The organism is Pantoea sp. B566 (genome assembly GCF_024793925.1).
Classification (GTDB): Bacteria; Pseudomonadota; Gammaproteobacteria; order Enterobacterales; family Enterobacteriaceae; genus Pantoea; species Pantoea ananatis.
Genome location: NZ_JANUQL010000003.1, coordinates 4,248,158 through 4,273,906 on the forward strand (window position 1 = coordinate 4,248,158; position 25,749 = coordinate 4,273,906).

At 53.8% G+C, this 25,749-nt stretch carries 24 protein-coding genes; 14 read left to right on the forward strand and 10 right to left on the reverse strand.

Annotated features, from left to right (window positions below; all coding sequences use genetic code 11):
• The first annotated feature begins 1 nt into the window (after position 1).
• Both NYE92_RS21475 and hutH read left to right on the forward strand, forming a co-directional pair.
• Positions 2-793: an ABC transporter ATP-binding protein gene (locus tag NYE92_RS21475; protein ID WP_013025163.1), complete on the forward strand. Its 792-nt coding sequence runs from the start codon at positions 2-4 to the stop codon at positions 791-793.
• The gene (hutH, locus tag NYE92_RS21480; protein WP_072138657.1) at positions 793-2,292 is read left to right on the forward strand and encodes a histidine ammonia-lyase; all 1,500 of its coding nucleotides are present in this window, start codon (positions 793-795) and stop codon (positions 2,290-2,292) included. The genes NYE92_RS21475 and hutH overlap by 1 nt, the downstream gene beginning before the upstream one ends.
• Positions 2,293-2,295: 3 nt before the next feature.
• Here hutH and NYE92_RS21485 read toward each other — a convergent pair whose 3' ends face one another.
• Positions 2,296-2,925 carry a flavin reductase family protein gene (locus NYE92_RS21485; RefSeq protein WP_210475852.1) on the reverse strand — a complete coding sequence of 210 codons (630 nt, stop codon included), beginning with the start codon at positions 2,923-2,925 and terminating at the stop codon, positions 2,296-2,298.
• Positions 2,926-3,243: 318 nt separating this feature from the next.
• Between NYE92_RS21485 and NYE92_RS21490 the strand changes: the two genes are divergently transcribed.
• Together NYE92_RS21490 and rlmF are read left to right on the forward strand one after the other, a co-directional pair.
• Complete coding sequence (locus NYE92_RS21490; RefSeq protein ID WP_014593269.1) at positions 3,244-4,350, forward strand: SDR family oxidoreductase; 1,107 nt, start codon at positions 3,244-3,246, stop codon at positions 4,348-4,350.
• Between the two features lie 237 nt (positions 4,351-4,587).
• Positions 4,588-5,511 (forward strand): 23S rRNA (adenine(1618)-N(6))-methyltransferase RlmF, encoded by a 924-nt coding sequence (gene rlmF / locus NYE92_RS21495; protein ID WP_259019422.1) that lies wholly within the window; start codon positions 4,588-4,590, stop codon positions 5,509-5,511.
• 35 nt (positions 5,512-5,546) lie between these two features.
• Here the strand turns inward: rlmF and glnQ are convergent, their stop codons facing one another.
• The 5 genes from glnQ to rhtA all read right to left on the reverse strand — a co-directional run bounded on the left by glnQ (position 5,547) and on the right by rhtA (position 9,818).
• Positions 5,547-6,269, reverse strand: coding sequence for a glutamine ABC transporter ATP-binding protein GlnQ (gene glnQ / locus NYE92_RS21500; RefSeq protein WP_014606242.1), 723 nt, complete (start codon positions 6,267-6,269; stop codon positions 5,547-5,549).
• Complete coding sequence (glnP, locus tag NYE92_RS21505; RefSeq protein ID WP_014593272.1) at positions 6,266-6,925, reverse strand: glutamine ABC transporter permease GlnP; 660 nt, start codon at positions 6,923-6,925, stop codon at positions 6,266-6,268. The genes glnQ and glnP overlap by 4 nt, the downstream gene beginning before the upstream one ends.
• A 76-nt stretch (positions 6,926-7,001) precedes the next feature.
• Positions 7,002-7,748, reverse strand: coding sequence for a glutamine ABC transporter substrate-binding protein GlnH (gene glnH, locus NYE92_RS21510; RefSeq protein WP_014593273.1), 747 nt, complete (start codon positions 7,746-7,748; stop codon positions 7,002-7,004).
• A 333-nt stretch (positions 7,749-8,081) separates the two neighbouring features.
• On the reverse strand, positions 8,082-8,585 hold the full coding sequence (gene dps, locus NYE92_RS21515; RefSeq protein ID WP_014593274.1) for a DNA starvation/stationary phase protection protein Dps: 504 nt from the start codon (positions 8,583-8,585) through the stop codon (positions 8,082-8,084).
• Positions 8,586-8,906: 321 nt separating this feature from the next.
• Positions 8,907-9,818 carry a threonine/homoserine exporter RhtA gene (rhtA, locus tag NYE92_RS21520; protein WP_029569837.1) on the reverse strand — a complete coding sequence of 304 codons (912 nt, stop codon included), beginning with the start codon at positions 9,816-9,818 and terminating at the stop codon, positions 8,907-8,909.
• Positions 9,819-10,184: 366 nt separating this feature from the next.
• Here rhtA and ompX point away from each other — a divergent pair, with 366 nt between their 5' ends.
• Positions 10,185-10,697: an outer membrane protein OmpX gene (gene ompX, locus NYE92_RS21525; protein ID WP_014606239.1), complete on the forward strand. Its 513-nt coding sequence runs from the start codon at positions 10,185-10,187 to the stop codon at positions 10,695-10,697.
• Positions 10,698-11,138: 441 nt separating this feature from the next.
• Here ompX and NYE92_RS21530 read toward each other — a convergent pair whose 3' ends face one another.
• Positions 11,139-11,327: a hypothetical protein gene (locus tag NYE92_RS21530; protein WP_014606238.1), complete on the reverse strand. Its 189-nt coding sequence runs from the start codon at positions 11,325-11,327 to the stop codon at positions 11,139-11,141.
• 220 nt (positions 11,328-11,547) lie between these two features.
• Here NYE92_RS21530 and mntR point away from each other — a divergent pair, with 220 nt between their 5' ends.
• The 6 genes from mntR (at position 11,548) to NYE92_RS21560 (ending at position 18,621) form a co-directional block, all read left to right on the forward strand.
• Entirely contained in the window at positions 11,548-12,006 is a 459-nt protein-coding gene (gene mntR / locus NYE92_RS21535) for a manganese-binding transcriptional regulator MntR (RefSeq protein ID WP_013025174.1), read from the forward strand.
• Positions 12,007-12,030: 24 nt separating this feature from the next.
• On the forward strand, positions 12,031-13,140 hold the full coding sequence (locus tag NYE92_RS21540) for an SLC13 family permease (protein ID WP_014593277.1): 1,110 nt from the start codon (positions 12,031-12,033) through the stop codon (positions 13,138-13,140).
• A gap of 142 nt (positions 13,141-13,282) precedes the next feature.
• Positions 13,283-14,428, forward strand: coding sequence for an HlyD family secretion protein (locus NYE92_RS21545; protein WP_015700686.1), 1,146 nt, complete (start codon positions 13,283-13,285; stop codon positions 14,426-14,428).
• Positions 14,425-15,993, forward strand: coding sequence for a DHA2 family efflux MFS transporter permease subunit (locus tag NYE92_RS21550; protein ID WP_013025177.1), 1,569 nt, complete (start codon positions 14,425-14,427; stop codon positions 15,991-15,993). The genes NYE92_RS21545 and NYE92_RS21550 overlap by 4 nt, the downstream gene beginning before the upstream one ends.
• A gap of 1 nt (position 15,994) precedes the next feature.
• Positions 15,995-17,521: an efflux transporter outer membrane subunit gene (locus NYE92_RS21555; protein WP_015700684.1), complete on the forward strand. Its 1,527-nt coding sequence runs from the start codon at positions 15,995-15,997 to the stop codon at positions 17,519-17,521.
• A gap of 698 nt (positions 17,522-18,219) precedes the next feature.
• Positions 18,220-18,621: an H-NS family nucleoid-associated regulatory protein gene (locus NYE92_RS21560; protein WP_014606234.1), complete on the forward strand. Its 402-nt coding sequence runs from the start codon at positions 18,220-18,222 to the stop codon at positions 18,619-18,621.
• 102 nt (positions 18,622-18,723) lie between these two features.
• Here the strand turns inward: NYE92_RS21560 and NYE92_RS21565 are convergent, their stop codons facing one another.
• Positions 18,724-18,849 (reverse strand): hypothetical protein, encoded by a 126-nt coding sequence (locus NYE92_RS21565; protein ID WP_015700682.1) that lies wholly within the window; start codon positions 18,847-18,849, stop codon positions 18,724-18,726.
• A 95-nt stretch (positions 18,850-18,944) separates the two neighbouring features.
• On the opposite strand from NYE92_RS21565, the gene NYE92_RS21570 reads away from it, so the two are divergent.
• On the forward strand, positions 18,945-20,537 hold the full coding sequence (locus NYE92_RS21570) for an ABC-F family ATPase (protein ID WP_014606233.1): 1,593 nt from the start codon (positions 18,945-18,947) through the stop codon (positions 20,535-20,537).
• A 145-nt stretch (positions 20,538-20,682) separates the two neighbouring features.
• Here NYE92_RS21570 and moeB read toward each other — a convergent pair whose 3' ends face one another.
• Positions 20,683-21,441, reverse strand: a complete 759-nt coding sequence (gene moeB / locus NYE92_RS21575) for a molybdopterin-synthase adenylyltransferase MoeB (protein WP_013025181.1) — start codon at positions 21,439-21,441, stop codon at positions 20,683-20,685.
• A complete protein-coding gene (gene moeA / locus NYE92_RS21580; protein ID WP_014606232.1) occupies positions 21,442-22,677 on the reverse strand; it encodes a molybdopterin molybdotransferase MoeA in 1,236 nt (411 codons plus the stop codon).
• 218 nt (positions 22,678-22,895) lie between these two features.
• Between moeA and NYE92_RS21585 the strand changes: the two genes are divergently transcribed.
• The gene (locus NYE92_RS21585) at positions 22,896-23,855 is read left to right on the forward strand and encodes an isoaspartyl peptidase/L-asparaginase family protein (RefSeq protein ID WP_013025183.1); all 960 of its coding nucleotides are present in this window, start codon (positions 22,896-22,898) and stop codon (positions 23,853-23,855) included.
• Positions 23,806-25,728 carry a dipeptide ABC transporter ATP-binding protein gene (locus NYE92_RS21590; RefSeq protein ID WP_259019423.1) on the forward strand — a complete coding sequence of 641 codons (1,923 nt, stop codon included), beginning with the start codon at positions 23,806-23,808 and terminating at the stop codon, positions 25,726-25,728. The genes NYE92_RS21585 and NYE92_RS21590 overlap by 50 nt, the downstream gene beginning before the upstream one ends.
• Positions 25,729-25,749 lie beyond the last annotated feature (21 nt).

Below are 25,749 nucleotides of genomic sequence, written 5' to 3' on the forward strand. Positions count from 1 at the left end.
GATGCAGGATTCATCCGCCGTAACGCTGTCCGCCAGCGATATCCATAAATCATTTGGTGCCATGGAAGTGCTGAAAGGCATTTCATTACAGGCCCACAAAGGTGACGTCATTTCGATCCTCGGTGCCAGCGGCTCGGGCAAAAGTACCTTGCTGCGCTGTATTAACCTGCTGGAAACACCCGATTCCGGCGTGGTAAGCGTCGGCGGGGAAACCATTGAGATGAAACGCCATGCCCGCGGGCATCAACTGGCCGCGAATCCCAAACAGGTGGAACGTTTGCGCTCACGCCTGGGGATGGTTTTTCAGAGCTTCAATCTCTGGTCCCATATGACCGTGCTGCAAAACGTCATTGAAGGGCCGCACTATGTTCTGAAACGCGATAAGAAAACCTGTATTGCGCAGGCAGAACAGCTGCTGGACCGGGTCGGACTTTTGAATCGCAAAGGTTTTTATCCGGCCCAGTTGTCGGGTGGTCAACAGCAGCGCGTCGCCATTGCCCGTGCGCTAGCCATGGACCCGGAGGTGATGTTATTTGATGAGCCCACTTCGGCACTTGATCCTGAACTGGTCGGTGAAGTGCTGAAGGTCATGCGCAGTCTGGCAGAAGAGGGGCGCACCATGTTAGTGGTGACGCATGAAATGGGGTTTGCCCGCCACGTATCAAACCGGGTGATATTTATGCATCAAGGCACCATTGACTGTCAGGGAACGCCGGATGACATGTTCGGTGAGGGCGGCTCGGCGCGCTTCAGGCAGTTTATCTCCAGCCACCATGCAGCGGAGTCTGTGTGATGAGTCGCGTTGTTGTCTGGGGAGACGCGCCGGTAGCCTGGCAGGAGGTGGTTGAGGTCGCCCGCCACGATGCCGAGCTGGTGCTGAGCGAGAGTGCCTGGCAGCGCATTGCCCGGGGGCGAGAAATCGTAACGAATATCGTTGCGAGTGGTCAGATCGCCTATGGCATCAACACGGGGCTGGGGGCGCTGTGCAATATTATGCTGGCGGAAGAAGAGCTGAGTCAGCTGTCGCGTAACACCCTGTTAAGTCATGCCTGTGGCGTGGGGCCGCTACTCGCAAAACATGAGGTGCGCGCTATCTTATGCGCCGCGATAGCGAACTACAGTCACGGGAAATCCGGCGTGTCGGTCGAACTGGTTCGGCGCCTGTTGGTGCTGCTTAACCAGCACATTACGCCTCAGGTGCCTTCGCAGGGATCGGTAGGGTATTTGACGCACATGGCGCATATCAGCCTGACGCTGATTGGCGTGGGCGAGGCGGAATTTGATGGGCAGATTGTGCCTGCCAGTGAGGCGCTGGCGCGGACCGGACTCACGCCCTATCGACCCGGCGCAAAAGAGGGGCTTAGCCTGGTAAACGGTACGCCGTGCATGACCGGACTGGCCTGCCTGGCGCTGGATGATGCCCGCCGTTTGCTGGACTGGGCGGACGTTACCGGAGCCATGAGTTTTGAAGCCTTGCGTGGGCAGCTGGTTGCCTTTGACGAAGAGGTGTTGTCCCTTAAAGCCAGCCCGGGTATCCAGCGCAGCGGCGAGCGGTTACGGCGTTTACTGGGCGACAGCCCGCTATTGAAGATAAGCAGCGGCATCCGGACCCAGGATGCATTGAGCCTGCGATCCATGCCGCAGGTGCACGGTGCCTGCCGCGATCAGTTTGCACATGTCGAGCGTCAGATTGCAACGGAACTCAACGCCTGTACCGATAATCCACTGGTAATGGGCACACCGCAGGCCTGGCGCGTGGTCTCACAAGCGCATCCACATGGTGAATCGGTCGCGATGGCCTGCGACCTGCTGGCCATTGCCCTGGCGGAACTGGGGAGCATTGCCGAACGGCGTCTGGATCGTCTGGTCAACCCGTTGGTCAGCGGCTTACCGCCTTTCCTGGTCGGCCAGCCCGGCGTCAACTCCGGCATGATGATTGCGCAATACGTGGCGGCCTCGCTCTGTGCTGAGAATCGCCAGTTGGCCCAGCCGGCGGTGCTGGATAACTACATCACCTCCGGGCTACAGGAAGACCACCTCAGTCTGGGAACCGGTGCGGCATTAAAATTGCTGAAAACCGTGAGTAACGTCTATCACATTCTCGCCATTGAATACCTGCTGGCGGCCCAGGCGCTGGAGTTCCACGGTGAGGCGCAACTGGCAAGTGGAACCCTTCGCGCCTGGCGACGTCTGCGTCAGATTGTACCCTGCTGGCAGGAGGATCGGTGGCTGGCACCGGAGATTGCCCGCGCGGTGCAGGTCCTTCGAACCCAGATGCCGGAGGTGCTCTGAGATTTATCCCCGCCGCGCATCCGGACGCACCAGGTCAAACCGCTGCGCCTCAGTGATCCCGTAATAGGCACTGGGGCCGCCCGCGCGCAGAATCGGTTCGGCTTTTGCCGTCTGATAAATCCCGTTTTCCAGCAGACTTTCGTCAATGTGGATAGCGACGGCTTCGCCTAACACCAGCCAGCTGTCGATGGCTTTTCCCTGCGCATCCTGCAACTGAATCAGCTGCGTGAGTTTACATTCAAAATTCACCGGGCTTTCCTGCACCAGACTGGCGTTGACCTGAGAGGCGGCCAGGGGCGTTAAACCGGCAAGGGCAAACTCGTCCTGATCGGCGGGCGCAGAAATCGAACTTTCATTCATGGCCTCAGCCAGCGGACGGGTCGCCAGATTCCAGACAAATTCTTTGGTTTCAGCAATATTCTGCACACTGTCTTTCCAGCCGCTACTGGCAAAACCAATGATCGGCGGCAGGTAATTGAAACAGTTGAAAAAGCTGTAAGGGGCAAGATTACGTATGCCTTTGGCGCTGGTGGAGCTTATCCAGCCGATGGGGCGCGGGCCGATAATCGCATTGAGTGGATCGTGCGGCAGACCGTGTCCGGCGCGTGGCTGGTATGAATAACGTTTGTTCATGGTTGTCTCCCTGTAAAAGCTGATTCAAGCGTAGTGGGTAAATGGCTGTTGGCGGGGCAAATCTGTAAAAAAGGTCTCGATCAGGTACCGGATTATTCCTGAATAATAACAGCCGTTACTTTCTGTGCTAACGGATGAATTTTTGTTTAAATCAGTTAGTTAAGTGTTATTTTCCGATTTTACTGCTGAAAACAGGTGGTGCAAAAGTAAACGAAAAGTAAACGATTGCATTTTATACATTTTGTGCTAACAAAGTTTCGTATTTGTTTAACGAATTAGGTGCACTATACAACCTCATCAATTGTTCTCGTGGTCGATATGAAAAAAATTCTTGTTACAGGATCTTCTGGATTCGTTGGTGGTGCAGTTGTGGCAGAATTGCTGATGCGCCAGGATGTTGAGTTGCTGCTGCTTGTCAGAGCCAGCGATGCTAACCAGGGACTGGAGAGGGTTAAAGAAAATTTAACCAAGTTTTCATGTTCGGCACAGGCGATTCAACGCCTGACCGCAGATCATATTCTGGTCGGCGATCTCCTTGCACCCGAACTTTTTCTGGGTGATGCGCGTATCGATCAGGTCAGCCACGTTATCAACTGCGCAGCGATTGCGTCATTTGGTGAAAATAACGATATCTGGCGCGTCAACGTCGAAGGCACCTTTAAGCTGGCTGCCAGGATGGCTGGGCTGCCTGAATTCGTAAAATTTGTTCACGTGGGCACGGCAATGTCTTCCGCGCCGGATCAGGGTGAAGTCGTCAAAGAGGACCTGGTGCTGTCGTCACGTGAAGATCACATTGTCGATTACACCTATTCCAAATCTTATATCGAAAACAAGATCAAGCAGGAGTTACCGCACCTGCCGCTGGTCATTGCCCGTCCGTCCATCGTTGTTGGCCATTCTCAGGAAGGTTGTACGCCGTCAGGCAGCATTTTCTGGGTATTTAAAATGGTGATGAAGCTGGAGAAATTCCTCTGCTCGCTTGATGATCGTGTCGATGTTATCCCGGTGGACTACTGTGCAAAATCCCTGGTATTTCTGATGGATCACGGCTGCACCAAAGAGATGGTCTACCATATTTCTGCCGGTGAGCGCAGCAGCAACACCTTCTCTGAGATCGATTCGGCCTTTGCCACCGCAGAAAAAAGTGCACCGCTGGCACCTAACTATCTGCAAGTTGATTTCAGCGAAATCGTTAAAGAGCGTAAGAACTTTAAAAAGATTTACGGGCCTTGCAACGAACGCCTGATGCTGCGCGCGATGCGTCTGTACGGCGAGTTTGCCCGTCTGAATGTCGTGTTCTCTAATGATAAGTTGCTGCGTCTGGGAATGAGTTCGCCCCCGGGCTTTACCAGCTATATCGATCGTTGTGTAGAAACGACGAAAGGGATGCCCATCCAGGATTTAATGCGCGTCGATTTTAAATAATCCCGCATTCGTACGTCGCGCCGCCAGCATGATGACTGGCGGCGCGCATTTTGCTCTCCGCTCATGCTTTTCCCTTCTTCTGCCTTTTATTCGCTTTGCCAAACACCTTAAACAGCGATTCGCCTGCATAACGTCACCTGGCTTGCCCGCCATAAAGTCTGCTTTCAGCCGAGAATGCTGTTTATTTTCTGCCAGTCACAGCGTATTGTACGCGCGCCTGAAAACATGAGAGAAAGTATGAAAAAGTCTGCCAGCCCGTCGCTCTTCCACGCCCGAAACCGCCATCAGGGTGAATATGATTTTGCTGCCCTCACGGCGGCGCATCCACCGCTGGCAGCAAAGGTCCGGCCCAATGGTTATGGCGTCATGTCGGTTGATTTTGCCGATCCCGAGGCCGTGATGCTGCTTAACCAGGCGCTGCTTAAACTCTTCTACGGACTCGACTGGCAGCTGGCGCCGGGATCGCTGTGTCCGCCCGTGCCGGGGCGCGCCGACTACCTGCATTATCTGGCGGATCTCCTGGCGCTGGATAATCAGGGCAGGGTTCCCTCGGCCGACGTGCTGGATATTGGCTGCGGGGCAAACTGCATTTATCCCCTGATTGGAGCCGCAGAATACGGCTGGCGTTTCACCGGAACCGAAATCGACGACGCTGCCCTGAAAGCCGCAGGTAAAATTGTCGCCGCCAACGCCGGTATGTCGCGTCTGATCCGCTTACGTCGGCAAAAAAATCCTCAGGCGGTGCTGAACGGCGTTGTGAATAAAGATGCGTTTTTCCATGCGGTCATCTGCAATCCGCCATTTCATGCGTCGGCTGCAGAGGCGGCGGCGGGTTCACAGCGTAAATCACGGAATCTGGGCTTACAGCAGTCGGCGCCGCTCAACTTTGGCGGTCAGCATAATGAGCTCTGGTGCGAAGGCGGTGAAAAAGCGTTTGTGGGGAAAATGATTGCGGAAAGCGCCGGCCTGGCAAGTCAGGTGGTGTGGTTTACCTCACTGGTATCGCGAAAAGAGCATTTGCCTGCGCTGGAAAAACAGTTACAGGCACTGGATACCGCGGTGGTCCGGGTCGTCAATATGGCGCAGGGGAAGAAGCAGAGCCGTTTTCTGGCGTGGAGCTTTATGTCCGCCGGCCAACGCGCACAGCGTCTGTCACGATGAGACAGCAGCCCGTTATGGGCTGCTGTGTTAATCACTCAGGAGACGTGCTGTAAAAATTCGCGCAGACGTTCACTTGGCGGATGGCTGATCAGCGTGTCAGGATCGCCGTCTTCGGCAATGCGACCTTTATCAATAAAGATCAGCCTCGATGCGACTTTCTGTGCAAAGCCGACTTCATGGGTGACGATGACCATCGTCATGCCTTCTTCAGCCAGATCCTGCATCACCTTCAAGACTTCATGACGGAGTTCCGGGTCCAGCGCAGAGGTCGGCTCATCGAAAAGCATCATCTTGGGCTTAACCGCCAGCGCGCGGGCAATTGCGACGCGCTGCTGCTGGCCGCCGGACAGCTCAGAGGGAAAGTGACCGGCGCGTTCGGCCAGGCCCACTTTAGCCAGCAGGCTTTGCGCCAGTTGACGAGCCTCTTCTTTGCTGGCACCCCGTACCCGAATCGGACCAAAAGCCACGTTATCCAGGGCGCTCATCTGCGGGAAAAGGTGAAACTGCTGGAACACCATGCCCGCTTCCTGACGAATCAGGCGATCGTCTACTTTCGGATCGTTAACTTTCAATCCATCGACAATCAGCTCACCGCTGGTGATCTCTTCCAGCTTGTTAATACAGCGCAGCAGTGTGGATTTACCGGAGCCGGATGGGCCAATAATCACCACCACTTCTCCCTGCTTAATTTTCAGGTCGATATTGTGTAGCACCTGGGTTTTGCCAAAATGCTTTGAGACGTCTTTAAATTCAATCACAGGATTTTCACCCTTTTCTCAATGCGGCGCAGCACAAAGCTCAACACCAACGTAATCACAAGATAGATAATCGCTACCGCACTCCAGATTTCCAGCGCGCGAAAGTTACCGGCAATAATTTCCTGGCCCTGACGCGTCAGTTCGGCCACGCCAATCACGATAAACAGAGAGGTATCTTTGATACTGACGATCCACTGGTTACCAAGCGGAGGGAGCATACGGCGCAGCGCTAACGGCATAATCACATAGCGCAGGGTTTCACGGCTCGACAGGCCCAGCGCCAGGCCGGCTTCGCGAAAACCTTTATTAATTGACAGCACGGCGCCGCGCGTGATTTCCGCAATATAAGCGCCCGAGTTGATCATAATGGTCACCACGGCAGCGGTGAAAGGATCGATACGTAAATCCGGGAAAGCCATTGGCAGGGCGAAATAGATAAACATGACCTGCACAACGATTGGCGTGCCACGAATGATTTCAATAAAAACCAGGGCAATATGATTGCTTATCCAGCCGCCGTAAGCGCGCGCAAAACCCGCGACCAGCCCGATGATCAAACCGCCCACCAGGCCGATAATGGAAATAATTAAGGTCATTTTTGCGCCTTCGAGCAGCGCGGGCATGGCTGGCCAAATGACGCTCCAGTCAAACTCCATGGTGAAACTCCAGTTGTTGCGATGGAAAAAAGCAGGGAAATCTTCCCTGCTGAAAAAAGTAAAACCGTTTCAGTTATTATTTAGGATCGGTGCCGAACCATTTTTTGTAGAGCTGGTTATACGTACCGTTCTCTTTAAGCGTTTTCAGGGCGCCATTCACTTTTTCACGCAGGTCGTCACTGCCTTTCGGGAAGGCAATACCGTACTGTTGTGCTTCAATGGAATCACCTACTGCCTTAAAGCGGCCTTTGCCCGCAGTATTAATAAAGTAGAGGATGTTTGGCGTATCGTGCAGCACGGCGTCAGCACGGTTGGTGCCCAGTTCCATATAGGCGTTGTCGATGTTAGGGAACTGACGCAGATCTTTGGTTTTAATGTGGCTCTTGGCGTAATCCACCGAGCCGGTTCCGCTCTTCACCGCGACCACTTTGCCGTTCAGGTCATTGATGCTTTTGATGTCGTTTTCGTTATTACGCACCATCACCAGCAGACCACTTTTGTAATAGCCATCAGAAAATTCGATCGCTTTTTTACGTTCATCCGTAATGGTGATACCGGCTAAGGCCAGGTCAACGTTGCGCGTTTGCAGTGCAGGGATGATGCCACTGAAATCCATTGGCTTCAGGGTGTAATCCAGTTTTAATTCTTTGGCGATGGCGTCCCACAAATCCACATCAAACCCAACGTACTTATCACCCTGTTTAAATTCAAACGGGACAAAGGCGGTATCAGTGGCGACAATCAGTTTCTTTTCGGCTGCGGTAGCGGAGAGAGAGAAGGCCAGCGCCAGGGCGGCCACAGAGACGTTAAACAGCGATTTCATTATTTTTCCTTTTTACAACCGGGCTCAAAGCCAGGTTTGCGAGCTATCGTTTGCGGGCTATCATATGAAAAAATTATGCCAACTTTGCAAAAACCGCAGAATTCACCGCCTGTGACACAATCGCTGACACGATTCTGCACAGGTCAAACGGCGCGCACTGTTTTGGTGCTCTGTGTTGGTGCATCGTGCTACGGTGGTGCAGAGGTAGTGTGCATCAGACGGGAAAAACAGGAAGGGCAGGAAGTAAGAACTGTTAACAAAGTCATAAAATTATAATTACACAGACGTAAAAAAGGCGGGTTTCCCCGCCTGCTGACACCTCAGTGTCTGACTTTATTCGATATTGGATTCGATAAACCACAGGAATTTATCAAGGTCACGCGAGGCGGCAGTGAAAATATCTGCAGTATCTTCGTCTTTAACTTCCGAAATCGCTTTACGTGTATCGTTAGCGACAATGCCGTAACGATCGGCCAGCGCTTTCAGATGATCTTGTACGCTGTGAATATTTAACGGATAGCTTTTCAGCGGCGTTTTGTCGTTCACAACTTGGGTGGTACCCAGTGCCACACCGCCCAACTGCACAACACGTTCAGCGATAGTATCCTGGTGATCGGTAATCGCGGTGCGGAAGCCATCCAGCATCTCATGCACGCCGATGAAGTTTGCACCACGCATGTTCCAGTGGGCTTGCTTGGTGATCAACGACAGATCAATGAACTCCACTACCAGGCGGTTGAGCACCTCAATGGTGGCTCTCTTTTCGTCATCTGCCACATCATTACGGGTGTAAAGTAGATCAGAAGATTTTGTTTTAACCAGTTTAGCGGTACTCATTGTTTCAGTCCTCTCATTCAATGGTTGTCCTAATCAAGTACGAAACTAAGTATAGCAGCGATTCCAGGGTTTGCAGGATTGGCCTTATCAATGGCTGAAATAGCATCTGCCTTAGCTCTAACGACGTAAACACCGAAAGAGTTAATAATATGTTAAATTTACAGCGCTTTAAAGGTAATGAAAATCAGTTGGTTAGGTGGGAGTTCTGGAAAGAGGTTTTGTGTGTTTCAAAATATTAATTTTCAATGACATTTCTAATGAAATAATTATCAAGATGATTTTTATTGTTATTTAGCCTGTTTTTCAACAGGCTAAAGCGGATTATTTTTTTGTGTTGTCGGTCAATTCAACTTCATTTAACTGACTCTTTCTTGGACGCATCGTCAGTGTGGCGCCTGCGGAAGCCAGAATGATGGCCAGCAACGCCAGACATTGCTTACCCGAAAGGCTTTCATGCAGATACATCATCCCCGACAGGGCTGCCACTGCAGGCTCAAGGCTCATCAATGTGCCAAAGATGCGCGCCGGCAAACGCGTTAATGCCACCATTTCCAGCGAGTAGGGCAGTGCTGTAGAAAGAAACGCCACCAGAATCGCGACGGGAACCACGCTCCACTGCCAGATGCCACTGGCGGCAAACGTCAGACCCACGGGAACAAAAACCAGCGAGGCAATAAGCGATCCAATGGCCACGGTCGCAGCACCATGTTCTGCCCCTGCGCGCTGGCCCGATAAGATATATATCGCCCAACAGGCGCCGGCACCCAGCGCGAACAGCGCGCCGACCGGATCCACCGAGGCAATGCCGGTGCTAAACGGCAGCAGGAACCACAGCCCTGCCACGGCAAGCAGGACCCAGACAAAGTCCAGCGCGCGGCGCGAACCGAGCAGCGCCAGCGTCAGTGGACCGACAAACTCCAGGCCCACCGCAATGCCTAAGGGCACGGTACGGATAGAGAGGTAGAACAAGAAGTTCATCGCGCCCAGTGACAAACCATAAATCAGCAGCGGCGTACGTTGTTCCCGGCTAAAACGCAGTCGCCAGGGTTTGAAAATAATGCACAGGATCAGGGTGCCAAATCCCAGACGCAGCGCAGTAATGCCGGTTGCGCCCACGGTGGGAAACAGGGTTTTCGCCAGCGAGGCACCGCCCTGAAGTGACAACATTGAGACAAGCAGAACAATAACGGGAATAAAAACGGGTGTAATGGACTTTAATGAGGTGGCTGACATCCTGTAGGCACTTCCCAAACATGAGCTAAAGATGACCAGTGTAATGGAAGTGGCGGTCAAAAAGAGGACGTAAACCGATTTTAATTTTGTCTGTTTGCCTGGATTTTAGGCACATTTGCGGCTGCAAAAGTAAATTAATGTCAGGATTTTTTAGGAATTAACTTAAAGCATGAAAATTTATTAAGCAGGTTTGTTGCAATCATATGACGTATTTTATAAGAAAAAAGAATGACATACGAAACTTCATTAACTTCCTGTTACACCAAACTATGTGTTAGACAACAAAATGCGGGCAGAGTTTCTCGCTAATTTTTGTTATATTTTTAGCGTTGTCAGGAGAGAAGTACTTTCACATTTGAGGTGGTTATGAAAAAAATTGCATGTCTTTCAGCATTAGCCTGTGTGTTAGCAGTAGCGACAGGTTCCGCCATGGCACAAAGCACTGTAACCGGTGGCTACGCACAGAGCGACTACCAGGGCGTTGCTAACAAAGCAAACGGCTTCAACCTGAAATATCGTTATGAAGACGGTTCTAACCCACTGGGTTGGATCGGCTCATTCACCTACACCGAGAAAGATCGTACCGAAGATGGCATTTACAATAAAGGCCAGTACTACGGCATCACCGGTGGTCCAGCATTCCGTCTGAATGACTGGGCAAGCATCTATGGTGTAGTCGGTGTTGGCTACGGTAAATACCAGCAGAACGACACTGCTTCACGCGGCAAAACTGATACCAGCGATTACGGTTTCTCTTACGGCGCAGGTATGCAGTTCAACCCAATGGAAAACGTTGCACTGGACGTGGGCTATGAGCAGAGCCGCATCCGTAGCGTTGACGTTGGCACCTGGATTGCTGGCGTAGGTTACAGCTTCTAAGTGATCTTAGTCGAGTTTAAAAAAACGGCCCTGTTAAGGGCCGTTTTTATTGGTGACAAAAAAACAGCCCGCCAGAGAGCGTCAGCCTGGCCTTCACGCCTTCCCAATATCGTCCATTACCCTGACTCCCTGCCGGATGCGGCGCCGCAGCCTGTCTCCCTCTGAGCTTACCGGCTTGCTCGTGCTGAAAACGACGGCTGCACAATGAAAAAAGCGATCCGCCAGGCGATGCCGGAGACAGCCACGTGGTCGTGGGTGGCAAAATAAACGTGGGATTGCCACAGACAGGGTGATGCAAAAGTGTGAAGCGCTGGAGGTGTGTAAACGGGCGACAGCAAAAGGCAAATCGTGCGCGAATGGCACAGCCAGACAGCGAAAAAGAAGGCCGTGCAGCCTAAAGATGGCACCTTCAGGCTTGCAGCCAGAAGGCGGTATCAACGATTAGCCGCGCCAGATCAGTTTCTGGCAGTGGCGTTCTTCAGGTTCGTGACCCAGGAGTTTGTTGATCAACATCAGGCGCAGCGTAAAAGGGGAACGCGTCAGCAGGCACCACCAGGATTTCATACCTGATGTAGATTTTTCTGCCTGAAAGCATTTGCCGCAGTCGATGCAGCTTTTCAGGGTGCTCATAACATCACCTCCCAATTAATTTAACGCAACGGTAAGCAGACTGGCCTAATCGTGCTTTAATGCACCACTCTGTTTACATTATCAACAAATATAGCATTGGCTATATCGTTTAGCCAAGGCTAACGACGAAAAATTTGAGCTTATTTGCGCCTGGTTTACAATGAGCGCAGCTAAATCCATACGGCAGGGCTGGTGTGGAAAAAAATAAAGAGGAAGCTGAATGAGTCGTCGTGCCAAAAGCGTGGTTTCTGCCCCGCAAGGACCACTAAAAGATATTGAAGAGCATGTCGAAGGGTTTCGGCAGGTGCGCGAGGCGCATCGCCGTGAGCTGATTGATGATTATGTTGAGCTAATCTCTGATTTAATTGGTGAATTTGGTGAAGCACGTCAGGTCGATATGGCGGCGCGCCTGGGGGTTTCGCAACCCACCGTCGCAAAAATGTTAAAGCGATTAGGTACCGCCGGGCTGGTAGAGCAGGTCCCTTATCGTGGTGTCTTTTTGACTCGTGAAGGCGAAAAGCTGGCTGAAGAGAGCCGCGCCCGCCATCATATTGTTGAAACCTTTCTGTTAGCGCTTGGCATCAGTCCGGAGACGGCACGGCGCGATTCAGAAGGCATTGAACATCACGTGAGTGATGAAACCCTGGCTGTATTCCAGAAATTTTACGAAAACAATTAACCCTCAGGTAAGGCGCCGGACATCATGCCCATCGTGCTTCGCTCATTTTTGCATGACCATATATTGCACTTGTTAGTCGTTGTTGGGGTTGTTCTGCTGTTTCTTGCTGACTATCGCTGGCCGGATCTTCCCGCCGCGGTGGACTGGCATACCATCATTACCCTGAGTGGATTACTTATCCTCACAAAAGGGTTAGAAACCAGCGGGTATTTTGATGTTCTCGGGGCCAGGTTAATTGCGCGCTTCAAACACGAACGCACGCTGGCACTCTTTATGGTGCTGGCGGCGGCGCTGCTGTCGACCTTCTTAACCAACGATGTGGCGCTGTTTATTTTGGTGCCGCTGACGCTGACGTTACGCAAATTTTCGCATTTACCTATCTCGCGCCTTATTATCTTTGAAGCGCTGGCGGTTAATGCCGGTTCGCTACTCACCCCGGTGGGCAATCCACAAAATATTTTGTTGTGGAGCCACGGCTCTTTGAGCGTGGGCGGTTTTATCTTGCAAATGACGCCGCTGGCCGCCTGGCTGCTGCTGAGCCTGATGGTGGTGACCTGGTTCAGCTTTGCCAAACGCACGATTGACAAGCACGAGACCAGCGAAGAGCACAGCTGGCAGAAACCCCTTTTTGCCGTCAGTGTCGTGCTGTATCTGCTTTTTATTGCCGCGCTGGAATGGCATGTGACCGGTTGGGCCCTGTTGCTGATTATGGTGTGTTTCCTGATTATGGCGCGTCAGGTCTTGCTCAATATCGACTGGAGCCTGCTGGTGGTCTTCATCGTGATGTTCCTGGATGTCTTCTTGCTGACGCGTTTACCGGTCGTTCAGGCGCATTTCGATGCCATTACGCATCTGGGCAAAGGCGAGCTTTATCTGCTGGCCATCGGTCTGTCCCAGGTCATCAGTAATGTGCCGGCCACCATCCTGCTACTGCAAAAAGTGCAGCCGACAGAAGTGCTTGCCTGGGCGGTCAATATTGGTGGCTTTGGTTTGCTTCCCGGCTCGCTCGCTAACCTTATTGCGCTGCGAATGGCCAAAGATCGCGCCATCTGGTGGCGTTTTCATCTCTTCTCCGTGCCCTTACTCGCCTGGTCAATGCTCACGGGTTGGCTGTTGCTGAAACTGGTCGCCTGACTCAGACACATCCTGCCGCGGTGCAGGATGTGCTGCCTTTCTCAAGTTACGTAAAGTTGTACTGGATTTTGTCAGTTTTCGATCTAATGTTTAGTGGACTTTCTACGCCCAGGACAGAGGGCCTTAGCCAGCGACGGACACTATGAGCGAGAACAACAACCGCGATTCACATCAGGAAGACGCAGAAAACGCGCCAGATAAAAACAGCCAGCCACATGACAATCAGGATCATGACGACGAAAAGCCGCGCAAACGCCCCGGCAAAAAACCGTTAATCATCCTGGCCGTTGTCGTGGTTGTCATGCTAATCGTGGCCTTTTTCTTCTGGTTTACGACCCGTAACGAAGAAACCACTGACGACGCCTTTACTGAAGGCAATGCGGTCACCATTGCCGCAAAAGCGTCCGGCTATGTTGTTAAACTGCTGGTTAACGATAACCAACGCGTCAGGAAGGGCGATCTGCTGGTTGAAATCGATCCGAGTGACAATGAGGCCCAGCGTGCTCAGGCTAAAGCCCAGTTGGGTCTGGCCACGGCACAGCTGCATCAGGCGCAGGCGCAGTTAGCGCTCTCTCGTGTTCAGTATCCGGCCCAGCGCGATCAGGCGCTGGCCGACCAGGCGAAAGCCGAAGCCAACTACATGAACGCCCAGGCGGACTACCGGCGCCAGCGTGGCGTCGATCCGCGTGCCACCAGTCAGCGAAACATCGACTCGGCATCTGCACAGCTCCGTTCTGCGCAGGCACAGCTGCAAAGTGCAAAAGCCCAAGTGGAAGTGGCCTCGCAGGTTGCCCTGCAAATCCGTCAGCAGGAAACCAATGTTGAAGCGCGTCAGGAGCAGGTTGAGCAGGCTAAAGCGCAGCTCAACGTGGCTGAGCTAAACCTCTCTTACACTCAGGTTCGTGCGCCTTACGATGGCTTTGTCACGAAGCGCAATGTCCAGATGGGCACGCTGGTCCAGGCGGGAAGTGCTCTGTTCTCGCTGGTTTCTCCGGACATCTGGATCACCGCAAACTTTAAAGAGTCTCAGCTTGAGCGAATGAATCCCGGCGACAAAGTGGCAATCAGCGTAGATGCCTGGCCAGACATGAAGCTGGAAGGGCATGTCGACAGTATTCAGATGGGCACAGGATCGCGTTTCTCCACCTTCCCGTCTGAGAATGCCACGGGTAACTACGTGAAAATTGTCCAGCGTGTTCCGGTGAAAATCGTGATTGATAAAGGGCTGGATCCAAACCGACCGCTGCCACTGGGATTATCGGTTGAACCGAAGGTAACCGTGGAATGAGCGAATCGCAGAGCTGGAAACCCGCCAGTAACCCCTGGCTAGTGGCCATTACGGTCACGCTGGCGGTATTTATGGAAATCCTGGATACCACCATCGTTAACGTGGCCCTGCCGCACATCGCGGGTTCACTCTCTTCCAGTTACGATGAATCAACCTGGGTATTGACGTCGTATCTGGTAGCGAACGGTATCGTGCTGCCCATCTCTGCCTTTTTCAGCCGTCTGTTTGGCCGCAAACAGTTTTTTTTAATCTGCATTGTGATGTTTACCATCTGCTCCTTCCTGTGCGGTATTGCCACGGAACTCTGGCAAATTATTCTGTTTCGCGTCCTGCAGGGCTTTTTTGGCGGCGGGCTGCAGCCGGTACAACAGTCGGTGCTGCTCGACTATTTCAAACCCGAAGATCGGGGCAAAGCGTTTGGCCTTTCTTCCATCGCGATTATCGTTGCGCCGGTTATTGGCCCGACGCTGGGTGGCTGGATCACCGATAATTACAGCTGGCGCTGGGTATTCTTTATTAATATCCCGGTCGGCGTGCTGACCATCATGGCCATTTTACCCTTGCTGGAAGATCCGCCGTGGGAGCGTAAATGGGCCAAGGGCAAACTCAAGATCGACTATATCGGCATCAGCCTGATTACGCTCGGCCTGGGATGTTTGCAGGTCATGCTGGATCGTGGCGAGGATGAAGACTGGTTCGCCTCGCACTTTATCGTCCTGTTTGCCGTGCTGGCGCTGGTCGGGATCGTGGGGGCCATTTACTGGCTGATGTATGCCCGTAAACCGGTCGTTGACATTCTGGTCATGAAAGATCGCAATTTCTGGGTCGCCGGTTTATTAATGGCCGGCATGGCGATGATACTTTACGGCAGCTCGGTGGTTCTGCCCCAGCTGGCACAGCAGGATCTCGGCTACACGGCGACCTGGTCGGGACTGGTGCTGTCTCCCGGCGCGGTGTTGATCGTCTTGACCATCCCGCTGGTCTTGAAACTGATGCCGGTGGTGCAGACCCGCTACATTATTGCCTTTGGTTTTAGCTGCCTGGCGCTGGCCTTCTTCTATTCGGCGTCCTTAACGCCTGATGTCGATTTCACGACGCTGGTCATGATGCGCAGTGCGCAGTCAATTGGTTTGGGCTTCCTGTTCGTGCCGTTGACTACCATTGCCTTTATTACGATTCCCCAGCGCCTGAATGCGGACGCCTCAGCCCTGTTCACCATGTTCCGTAACGTAGCGGGTTCGATTGGTATCTCGTTGTCCACCGCGGCGATTACTGAACGGGAGCAGGCGCGTTCGGCCCATATGGTGCACAACATGACGCCGCTGAACGAACAGTTCAACATCACCGTTCAGCACTGGGCACAGGCGATTCGCGACTTCACTTCTGCGGTGGGCGATCCCGTTACGTTGGCAACGGGTCAGCTCTACAAAGAGATGATTGTCCAGTCCCGCATTCTGGCTTATATCGACGTCTTTTCAGGCTTGAGTATCGTTGCCCTGATTTTGATTCCATTTTGTTGGCTGCTGTCGCCTGTCAAGAGCGAAGGCAGTGCAGGAGCACACTGACATGAAAGTTATGACTACGCATCGCCTGAATCCACTCAACCTGATGCTGTTGTTCGCCCTGACGGGCTGTAGCGTTGGCCCGGACTACCAGGCGCCAAAGCCCCAGCTCCCGGGCAGCTATCACGCGCTGGATTCACAGGAAACCTCAAGGCCGCAAACGTCAGCGGTGGATTCGCGCTGGTGGCGCAATTTCGGGGATCCTCAGCTCGATAGCCTGATTGCGCGCGCCATCGAAGGTAACCTCTCATTACAACAGGCTGTATTGCGCATTGCCGGGGCGCGCGAGCAGTTATCACAGGCGCAGGGCGGGTTGTTTCCCAGCCTTAACGGTTCGGCCAAAGTCACCCGTCAGCAGCTTGGCCTGGAAGGGCTACTGAAAGCCAACGGTGCCGACCAGCTCGACAGTAATGTCGCCAGCCAGCTGAACGGCCTGACACAGCCCGTCACGCTGTATCAGGGCAGTTTCGATGCCAGCTGGGAACTGGATCTGTGGGGCAAGGTGCGCCGCCAGATCGAGTCAGCGAATGCCCAACAGCAGGCGGCGATTGAGCAGCGCAACGACGCGCTGGTGTCGCTTGAGGCCGAAGTGGTGCGCGCGTGGTTACAGCTGCGTGGCGCGCAGGCAACGGTAAAAACGTTACAACAACAGATTGCGGTGGCGGATCAGACCTGGCAACTGACGGAAAGCCAACAGCGCAACGGCTTAGCGCCAGTCACGAATGTCGAAAATGCCCGCGCGCAGTTAAGCAGTCTGCAGGCGCAGTTGCCGCAGTATCAGGCACAAACGCGCCAGGCGATGAACGGGCTGGCCGTGCTGTTGGGCAAAACGCCGGGCGCGCTGGATGCCGAGTTAAGCGAGCCGAAAGCGCTGCCTGCACTGCCTGCGTTTGTTTCTGTGGGCATTCCTTCCACACTGGCGCGACGTCGTCCGGATATTCGTCAGGCAGAAGCCACACTGCATGCACAGACCGCCGAGATTGGCGTGTCTGTTGCGCAGCTGTTCCCCAGCCTGTCGCTGACCGGTCAGTTGGGCGTGCGTAACACTGACGTCAGCTATCTTGATAACTGGAGCAGTCATTTCTACAGCGTGGGACCGTCGTTATCTATTCCCATCTTCCAGGGGGGAAGGCTGGTTTCCAGCGTCAGGCTGGCGCGGGCGCAACAGGCCAGCGCGGCACTGAACTACCGTCAGACGGTGCTGACTGCCCTGCAGGATGTGGAAAATGCCCTGGTCAGTTACCGTGCCGATCAGCAACGGGTAACGGCACTGGATGAAACGACTGGCGCGCTGCAGCGTACCTTCGATCTGGCCAGTGACAGTTATCGTCAGGGATTATCCACTTTCCTCGAGGTGCTGGATGCACAGCGCCAGCTGGCGCAGGCCCAGGAACAGGCGACCCAGGCGCGCATGCAAAGCGGGCTGGATCTCGTCGCCCTGTATAAAGCCTTAGGGGGCGGCTGGGAGACCTACCAGAACGTGCAGTTGCCGCAGTACGATGTATTTGGTCCCGCCACGCCGGTGAACTAAGCGTTCAGGCCGTGCCCCCTGTTAAAAGGGCGCGGCCTGACAATCCGCTCTACTGATACCCATGATTTATTATTTATGCGTTTTATCGTCAAATAAAAATCATCAAACGCCTCATGTTACTCTGTCGAACTCGCCGCCCAACGACGCTCCGCTATTTATCTTTTACGCCCGACGTTAAGAGAAGGAATCACGTCCTCGCCGAAGTAGCACTCACCGGGTCTGTAAACGCGCGCGTATTTTTTTACGTCAGAGAAACGCAGGAACGCGCGATACAAACGCCGGAATGATAAAAAAGCATCCCGATATTGTCCCGGGTAACCGGATAACTTTGCCGTTATATGCAGGTTAATTTTGTGAGCGGCAGAGCGGCCGTGGTGAGAAAAACAGACGGGAAGGCAGCGAATTTAATGCAAATTCTTTAAAGACGATAAAATAATCGACCGGAGCGTTATAAAGTTTTGGGGGGGATTCATGCAGCGTGCGTAATCAATGAAATCGTTTACATTGTGCAAGGATAGCAGGCGTTTAGTGTTAATTCGTGGTTAATAATCTCTCCACATAAGGATTCTGAATACTTCACGGCCATTTAAAAAAACACTCGGAATTATCTGTAGTAATAAATTAATTTATTTTTTTATTTGAATTAGGTAGTCTTGTCGCTACAGTTTAATTAAACCCCCTTAATCAAGGATATTGTGATGAGTGACGCATTTAAAGTTCTAAACAACATTCGCACATTACGTGCCCAGGCTCGTGAACTGCCACTGAGCGATCTGGAAGAGATTCTTGAGAAATTGACCGTCGTTGTGACTGAACGCCGTGAAGAAGCTCACGCTGAAGAGCAGCAGAATCGTGAAAAAGAAGAGAAGTTATCTAAATATCGCGAAATGTTGCTGGCTGACGGCATCGATCCTAATGAATTATTAGGTGCCCTGGAGCAGGGTAAAAAACGCACTAAGCGTGCGCCGCGTCCGGCTAAATATTCTTACACCGATGAAAACGGCGAGAAAAAATCATGGACCGGCCAGGGCCGCACCCCAGCAGCTATTAAAAAAGCGCTGGATGAAGGTAAAAGCCTGGACAGTTTCCTGATCGATTAATCGACACAATCCTTGTAAGCGGTAGCCGGGTGCATTTATGTTCCCGGCTTTTTTTATTTAAAAAACCCTGCGTGCCGTTTCCCTGTTTACGATCTCCACACGTTAATTAATCTCGTCGTGCGTGACGGCAACGTCTGTGGCATGCGTGGCAACCCGATGCGACCTGCGCGCCAGCTGCAGGAAACCGTGCAGGACGATAATTAAAAGTTGCGCGTTTTCAAGGGACACTCAGGCAATCCTTGCCGGAGACTGGCGTGCGCTACGTCACATCTGGCATAATAGCCGCCGTTTTTCCATCCACTCTCTTCACTAAGGTCAACGCCGTGTTAGTTAGCAGCAATATCACCATGCAGTTTGGCAGCAAGCCACTGTTCGAAAATATCTCCGTAAAATTTGGCGGCGGTAATCGTTACGGTTTAATCGGTGCGAACGGCAGCGGAAAATCCACCTTCATGAAGATTTTGGGTGGCGATTTGGTGCCATCAGGCGGCAATGTCTCTTACGATCCTAATGAACGTATTGGTAAATTACGTCAGGATCAGTTCGCCTTCGAAGAATATAGCGTGTTAGATACGGTCATCATGGGGCACCATGAATTATGGGAAGTGAAGCAGGAACGTGACCGTATTTATTCCTTACCTGAAATGACAGAAGAGGAAGGCTACAAAGTCGCCGACCTTGAAGTGCTGTATGGTGAAATGGATGGCTACAGCGCTGAACCGCGCGCCGGTGAATTATTACTGGGCGTCGGTATTCCGGTAGAGCAGCATTATGGCCCAATGAGCGAAATTGCCCCGGGTTTTAAATTACGTGTTCTCCTGGCTCAGGCATTGTTTTCCAACCCGGATATTTTGCTGCTGGACGAACCGACTAACAACCTGGATATCGATACTATTCGCTGGCTGGAGCAGGTCCTCAACGAACGCGACAGCACCATGATTATCATTTCGCACGACCGTCACTTCCTCAATATGGTCTGTACCCACATGGCTGATTTGGACTACGGCGAACTGCGTGTTTATTCTGGTAATTATGATGAATATATGACCGCTGCCACCCAGGCGCGTGAGCGACTGTTATCGGATAACGCCAAGAAAAAAGCACAAATTGCCGATCTGCAATCCTTTGTCAGCCGTTTTAGTGCTAATGCCTCTAAATCACGTCAGGCGACATCGCGTGCGAAACAGATGGACAAAATAAAGCTGGAAGAGGTAAAAGCCTCCAGTCGTCAGAACCCGTATATTCGATTCGAACAGGATAAGAAACTGTTCCGTAATGCGCTGGAAGTCGAAGCGTTGACGAAAGGGTTTGATAACGGTCCGCTGTTTAAAAATTTAAATCTGTTGCTGGAAGTGGGCGAAAAACTGGCGATCCTCGGCGCTAACGGTATTGGTAAATCCACGCTGTTAAAAACGCTGGTCGGTGAACTGACGCCGGAAAGCGGCAGCGTTAAATGGTCTGAAAACGCGAAGATTGGTTATTATGCCCAGGATCATGCAGACGATTTTGCTAACGACCTGACGGTATTTGACTGGATGAGCCAGTGGAAACAGCAGGGCGATGATGAACAGGCCGTGCGTGGGATTCTTGGCCGCCTCCTGTTTTCACAGGACGATATTAAAAAACCGGCTAAGGTGCTGTCGGGTGGGGAAAAAGGTCGGATGCTGTTTGGCAAGCTGATGATGGAAAAGCCCAACATCCTGATTATGGATGAGCCGACAAACCACCTTGATATGGAATCCATTGAGTCATTAAACATGGCGCTGGAAATGTATGAAGGTACGCTGATTTTTGTATCTCATGACCGTGAGTTCGTCAGTTCACTGGCGACGCGAGTGATGGAAATCAAAGCCGATCGCATTGTGGACTTTACCGGTAATTATGAAGATTACCTGCGTAGCCAGGGCATCGTCTAACGATAACGGGGTAGCGATGGCTACCCCGTTATCGTTTGGGTCCGTGCGTCAGGGTGGATTGCCTGCGGCGATCCGGCTTAAAGTCCTTTCTTTACCTGACCTGTAGCCCCCTCCGCTTTACGCATGAACCCTATCAATTAACGGCTCAGTCATGATGTCCGCAGACTTCACAATGGGGATCCTGCGCGACCTTCAGGGTACGAAACTCCGCGCTCAGCGCATCGTACATCAGCAAACGTGAGCGCGCAGGTGAGCCGAAGTGCGTCAGCAGCTTCAGGGTTTCCATCGCCTGCATGGCGCCGACGACGCCCACCAGCGGTGCCATTACGCCGGCCTCCACACAGCTCAGAACCTGGGCGCCAAACAGCCGGCTGATGCAGCGATAACAGGGCGTATCGGGTTGCCAGTCAAATACGCTGAGCTGGCCTTCCATACGAATCGCCGCGCCTGAGACCAGCGGCACTTTCAACTGGTAGCATAACCGGTTAATTTGCTCGCGCACCGCCACATTGTCCGTGCAGTCCACCACCACCTGCTGCCGGGCAATCAGGGCGTTGAGCGCCTCATCGTCCAGTTGACCCTGCACAGCCTGTAACTGGCAGTGAGGATTAATGGCGGCCAGCGTTTCCCGGGCGGATTCCACCTTGGCGCGGCCAATATCGGCATCGTAATGCAAAATCTGTCGCTGCAGATTAGAAAGTGAGACCGTATCAAAGTCCACTAGCGTAAGATTGCCTACGCCCGCTGCCGCCAGATAGGGCGAGGCCGCACAGCCTAAACCGCCCAGCCCGACAATCAGCACATGACTGGCTTTTAATCGTTCCTGACCGTCAAAGTCAAAACCACGCAATACAATCTGTCGGTTGTAGCGCAGCATCTCTTCGTGGCTCAGTTCGGGCAGCATTTACCCCTCCAGCAGCGTATTAAAGGGTTCGACATCCACCCATTCACCTGCTTCAACAGGGCCGCGATCGCGTTCCAGCACAATAAAGCAGTTGGCCTGAGAAAAAGAGCTGTAGACATGGGAGCCCTGCGCGCCGGTGCTGACAACCTCTGGTTCACCCTGGCTGTTTTGCCGCAGAACGCCACGCTGGAAATCCAGCCGGCCAGGCGATTTTTTCAACGCGGTTGCCGTGCGTACGCGCTGGCGGGGCGGCAGCGCGGCAGCCGTTTGTCCCGTCAGGGTGGACAGCAGCGGCTGCACCAGTTGATAGAAGGTCACTACGGCAGAAACCGGATTTCCGGGTAAGCCGCAGAACCAGCTGTTCGCCAGACGACCAAAAGCAAAAGGTTTACCGGGTTTCATCGCCAGCTTCCAGAAGCGAATCACGCCGAGTTCTTCCAGCATCGTTTTGGTGAAATCGGCTTCGCCCACCGAAACGCCGCCGGTACTGATGACCACATCAGCCTGGCGATCGGCTTCGGTAAAGGCCGCACGCAGTGCAGCAGGATCGTCTTTGATAATGCCCAGATCGATAACCTCGCATCCCAGCTTGTGCAGCATCAGCGAAATCGCAAAACGGTTGGTGTCATAGATTTGCCCCGCCGCTAACGGCTGGCCCACAGGCTGAAGTTCGTCGCCGGTGGAAAAAATCGCGACGCGCAGTTTACGCAGCACCCGCACGGTCGCGATCCCCAGCGAGGCCAGTAAGGGCAGTTCGGCAGCACCCAGACGCACGCCCGCCGCCAGCACCTGATGGCCGGCCCGAATATCGTCACCCGTCAGCCGGATATTTTGTCCGGCGTTGACCGGGGCGGTGATAATCACCTTCTCATCCTGCAGACGGGTTTCCTCCTGCATAACGACCGCGTCACAACCGGCAGGTACAGGGGCGCCCGTCATTATTCTGATCACGCTACCCGCCGGCCATTCACCGCTAAACGGGGCCCCGGCAAAGGCTTTACCCGCAACCGGCAGAGGCTGGTTACTCTCAATATCAGCCAGCCTGACGGCGTAACCATCCATCGCCGAGTTGTTGAAAGGGGGAACATCGATCGGTGACGTGACCGCGCAGGCAGTAATGCGCCCGGCCGCGTCTGGCAGGCTCAGCTCAAGCGAGTCTGTGATGGGCGTTAGCGACGCCAGCATCTTTTGTTGCGCGTCCTCAAGGGAAATCAGTCCGGCAGTAAAGCTTTCCATTCTATTCTCAGCTTGTCTGTTGCAAGGGCTGTCTATTATGGTGACTTTTCCCTTCAGAGTCACATCGGCATAAGGCACAACGAAAGGTTATTAGCGCATTGTCAGTTTCCGCTTTACAACCTATAGCGGGCTTTCTATATTCAAAAATGGTCCAAACCGAGTTAAAACCATTCAAAATCAGTGTTTTTCCTTCTGATGCAACCACAGGGTAACGCAGTATGGCTAAAGCAGCGATCGCCATTCATGGCGGTGCGGGGGCAATTACCCGCGCCGCCATGAGCGCAGAAAAAGAGCAGGCATACCGACAGGCGCTTTACGACATTGTGACGCACGGGCAGAGCATGCTGGCTCAGGGGGCTTCTGCGCTGGATACGGTGACTGAGGCGGTGCGCAGGCTTGAGGAGTGCCCGTTATTCAATGCGGGTAAAGGCGCGGTGTTTACGCGGCAGGGCACCCATGAACTGGATGCCTGCATCATGGATGGCCGGACGTTACAGGCCGGCGCAGTGGCGGGCGTATCCCGTATACGCAATCCGGTGCTGGCGGCCCGCGCGCTATTGGAAAACAGCCCGCACGTGTTGTTGGCGGGCGAGGGCGCTGAAGCGTTTGCCCGGGCACAAGGCCTTGAGCAGGTTGAGCCTGATTTCTTTTCTACGCCTGAACGTTGGGAGCAACTGCAGCGCGCGCTCGGCAGCGATACCGCGCTGTTGGACCATGATGGTGCGGCCCAGGGCGGCGATCCCCTTGATCCGGACCGTAAGTTCGGCACGGTGGGCGCGGTTGCGCTGGACAACGACGGCAATCTCGCCGCCGCGACCTCTACCGGCGGGATGACCAATAAACAGGTTGGCCGCATTGGCGACTCGCCCTTACCCGGTGCGGGTTGCTATGCCAGCAACGACAGCGTTGCGGTGTCCTGTACCGGCACCGGAGAAGTGTTTATCCGCACGCTGGCCGCTTACGATGTGGCGGCGCAGATGCGATACGGTGGACGCACGTTACAACAGGCCAGCGTAAATGTTATTCACGACAGCGTGCTGGAGTTAGGCGGCAGCGGCGGGCTGATTGCGGTTGATCGTGAGGGCAACGTCGCGCTGCCTTTCAACAGCGAAGGCATGTACCGGGCTTATGCCCGCACAGATGAGGCCGCAGAGGTGGCAATTTACCGTGAAAGCTAATCGTGAGGCCCTCCACAACAGCCTGTCTGGCACAACAGTATTGACCGACGAGCAGGTGCTGGCCGTACGCGATCTCAACGTGCGTTTTGAAAACGACGGCGTAGTCACCCAGGCTGTACGCCATCTTTCCCTTGACGTCTACCGGGGTAAAACCCTGGCCCTGGTGGGCGAGTCTGGTTCGGGCAAGTCAGTGACCTCGCTGGCGTTGATGCGCCTGATTGAGCAGGCCGGCGGAGACGTCAGCGGCGAGATCCTGTTGCGCGGTCGTAACGGCGAGGTACGGGATCTGATGCGCATGCCGCGCGGTCAGATGCGGCAGGTGCGCGGGGCCGATATGGCGATGATCTTCCAGGAACCTATGACGTCGCTTAATCCGGTGTTCTCTGTTGGTGAGCAGATTGCCGAATCCATTCGTCTTCATCAGGGCCAATCCCACGCGGGGGCGCTGGCAGAAGCGCGTCGAATGCTCGACAGGGTACGTATTCCCGATGCGCAAAAGATCCTGCGCCGCTTTCCCCACCAGCTCTCGGGCGGCATGCGTCAGCGCGTAATGATTGCCATGGCGCTGTCATGTCAACCTGCGCTGCTGATTGCAGATGAACCCACCACCGCGCTTGACGTGACGATTCAGGCGCAGATTCTGCAACTGATTCGCGAACTGCAAAAAGAGATGCGGATGGGGGTGATTTTTATCACTCACGATATGGGCGTTGTGGCTGAAATGGCTGACCGGGTACAGGTGATGTACCGTGGCGAAGTGGTGGAAAATGCCGAAACGGCTCAGCTGTTCAGTGCGCCCTGCCAGGCTTACACGCGCGCCCTACTGGCCGCCGTACCGGCGCTGGGTGCCATGCGGGGCCAGCCGCTGCCCGCCAGGTTCCCGCTGATTGGCAGCGACGACGAACCGGCAGTACCACAGAATACCGTACGCCACGATCGGCCACCGATTTTACAGGTACGCAATCTGGTCACGCGGTTTGATATCCGCTCAGGGTTATTTAACCGGGTGAAAAGTCGGGTACACGCGGTCGAGAATGTCAGTTTTGATCTCTACGCAGGTGAAACGCTGGCGCTGGTGGGGGAGTCCGGATGCGGAAAATCCACCACCGGACGCTCCCTGCTAAAGCTGGTTGCCAGCCAGGGCGGCAGTATCACCTTTAACGGTCAGCGCATAAACGATCTCTCCGGTCCTGCCCTGGCCCATCTGCGGCGCGATATTCAGTTTATTTTTCAGGATCCCTATGCGTCGCTGGATCCTCGCCTGACCGTCGGCTTCTCTGTTATGGAGCCACTGCTGGTCCACAAGGTGATGCCGCGCCATGAAGCAGAGCAGCGCGTCGCGTGGTTGCTGGAAAAGGTCGGGTTATTGCCGGAGCATGCAAGGCGCTATCCCCATGAGTTCTCCGGCGGCCAGCGGCAGCGTATTTGCATTGCGCGGGCGCTGGCGCTGAACCCGAAAGTGGTGATTGCCGATGAGTCGGTTTCGGCGCTGGATGTGTCTATTCAGGCACAGATTATTAACCTGATGCTGGATTTACAGCGCGAGTTTGGCATCGCATTTTTGTTTATTTCCCATGACATGGCGGTCGTTGAGCGCATCAGCCATCGTGTTGCGGTGATGTATCTTGGACAAATCGTCGAGATGGGGCCGCGTCAGGCGGTGTTTGAACGCCCGCAGCATCCTTACACCAAAAAGCTTATGGCCGCCGTGCCGATTGCCGATCCGTCGCAGCGGCAGCGCGAGCGCAGTTTATTGGTCGATGAGATCCTCAGCCCAATTCGTTTACTGGGCGATGAACCCGAAACGGTTTCGCTGATGGAAGTCGCGCCCGGCCATTTTGTGGCACGTCACGCCAGCGCGCGACCCGAATAACTAAGCCGTCGCTACGGCGAC